We start from the raw sequence: 2,306 nt of genomic DNA on the forward strand, positions 1-2,306 counted from the left end.
CTACCCGCTCAAGCCACTGAACGCACTACGCCGGCTGGGCGTGGCCGAGGCCGTGCTCTGCATGCTCTCCTACGTGGCCGTCCGCGTGCGCCCCCCTCGCGACCAGAGCAACTTCGAGGGCTGGGTGAGCGCCCGGTTCGGCAGGCGGCTGTACCGGATCTTCTTCAAGACCTATACCGAGAAAGTGTGGGGAGCGCCCGCCACCAGCATCCAGGCCGACTGGGCGGCCCAGCGCATCAAGGACCTCTCGTTGTCCAAGGCGGTGGCCCAGGCCCTGCGGCCGGGCCGGACCGGCACCCGGATCACGACCCTCATCGACGAGTTCGAATACCCGCGCCTGGGGCCGGGAATGATGTGGGAACGCGCCCGCGAACTGGCCGAACGGGCCGGCGCGCGCGTGCTGCTGGACTCGCCCGTGGTGCGGGTCGAACGGGCCGGCGACCAGGCGGCCGCCGTGATGGTCGAACGGGCGGAGGGCACCGTCCGCCATCCCTGCGAACAGCTCATCTCCTCCATGCCGCTGCCCGAACTGGTACTGGCCATGAACCCCCCACCGCCACCGCGGGTGGTGCAAGCAGCCCGGCAACTGTCCTACCGGGACTTCCTCACCGTGGCGCTGGTCGTGCCCGTCGAGGCCGGCTTCCCCGACAACTGGATCTACGTGCACACTCCGGGGGTGCGGGTCGGCCGAGTACAGAACTTCGGCTCCTGGTCCCCGCACCTGGTCAAGGACGGCTGCACCTGTCTGGGCATGGAGTACTTCGTCAACGAGGGCGACGAGCTCTGGTCCCTGCCCGACGACGAACTCGTCGGCCTCGCACGGCGTGAACTGGCCGCCATCGGGCTGATCCCGGACGATCGTGTACGTGACGGGTACGTGGTGCGCGTTCCCAAGGCGTACCCCGTCTACGACAGGGGCTACCAGGAACGTGTCGCGGTCCTGCGCGACTGGCTCGCCCGGCACGCCCGCAACGTGCAGGCGGTCGGCCGCAACGGGATGCACAAGTACAACAACCAGGACCACTCCATGCTCACCGCCATGCTGGCGGTGGAGAACCTGGACGGCGCCGACCACGACCTGTGGGCGGTCAACGTCGAGGCCGACTACCACGAAGAGGGCACCACCGCCCGGCACGGCACGGGTCGTAGTGCTCCTTCCCTCTCCTCCGGCCCGCCCACACGCTCAGTCGGCGACCGGTCCGCATGAACACTCCCGCCCCCTCCCCGCAGCGGGCAGGAGCCGCCCTCTCCCCCACGGCGAAGTGGCCGGCCGGCCCCTGGCGCCAGTCCGTGCCCCTCTTCGCCGGTCTGGTGATGGTGGCGGTGGTGGTGGCCGGAGCGATCCTGCGGTTCTGGGCGCCCACACCTCTGTGGCTGGACGAGGCACAGAGCGTGGCCATCGCCCGCATGCCCCTGCACCGGCTCCCGGAGGCACTGCGGCACGACGGCTCCCCGCCCCTGTACTACGTGTGCCTGCATCTGTGGACGGCCGCCCTCGGCACCGGTGACTTCGCCGTGCGGAGTCTGTCGGGGACATTCAGCGTCCTCGCGCTGCCGTTGTTCTGGCGTTGGGGCCTGCTGCTGGGCGGACCTCGCCTCGGTGCCGTGACCCTGCTTCTCGCGGCGGCCAACCCCTGGTTGATCCGGTACGCCTCCGAAGCCCGCATGTACGCCCTGGTCGTGCTGCTGGTCCTGCTCCTCGCGCTGGCGCTGCGGCGTCTGCGGGAGCGCCCCGGCCCGCTGAACACCCTGATGACCGCCGCACCGGGCGGACTGCTCCTCTTGACGCACTACTGGGCACTGTTCCTGCTGGCGGCCATCGGCACGGTCGCGACTGTGCGGTGGGTGTGCCGCGGCCGGCAAGCGGCCGATGCCTGGACGCCGGCGGCCCTGGCCCTGTCGTTGGTCGCCCTCCTCCCCTGGGCGCCCGTCCTCCTCTTCCAGATCCGCCACACGGGGACCCCATGGGCCGCGCCACCGGCCTGGCACTCATGGACCGACCTGGTCGGCCACTGGTCCGCCGGGGACCGGCCGGGGCACGCGCCGCTCCCGCTGCTGCTGTGGCCCCCGCTGCTGGCCGGCCTGTGCCTGCGCAGGGACGGCACCGGCCGGCTGACGCCCGCCGGGAGAACACGGTCGCCCGTCGACGCGGTGGCCGCCGTGACCGTACTGACGCTGGCCCTGGCCTACGCCGCTTGCCGGATCCTGGGCTCCGCCTTCGTACCGCGCTACTCGGCGGTCGTCGTGGCCCCCGTCGTACTGATCGCCGCCTCCGGAACCACCTTGCTGCCCCGCCGTGCCCGCCT

At 71.5% G+C, this 2,306-nt stretch carries 1 protein-coding gene and 1 pseudogene; both read left to right on the plus strand.

From position 1 onward, the window contains the following. Window positions 1–1,207 (plus strand): NAD(P)/FAD-dependent oxidoreductase (locus RH94_RS19985; protein WP_199881003.1); only part of this gene is annotated, 1,207 nt, incomplete at its 5' end. Next, window positions 1,204–2,306 (plus strand): annotated as a pseudogene (locus RH94_RS19990) (glycosyltransferase family 39 protein); the annotation flags it as partial. The gene RH94_RS19985 and the pseudogene RH94_RS19990, both read left to right, overlap by 4 nt.

Origin of the sequence: Streptomyces kebangsaanensis (genome assembly GCF_001906585.1) — a bacterium.
Taxonomy (GTDB): domain Bacteria; phylum Actinomycetota; class Actinomycetes; order Streptomycetales; family Streptomycetaceae; genus Streptomyces; species Streptomyces kebangsaanensis.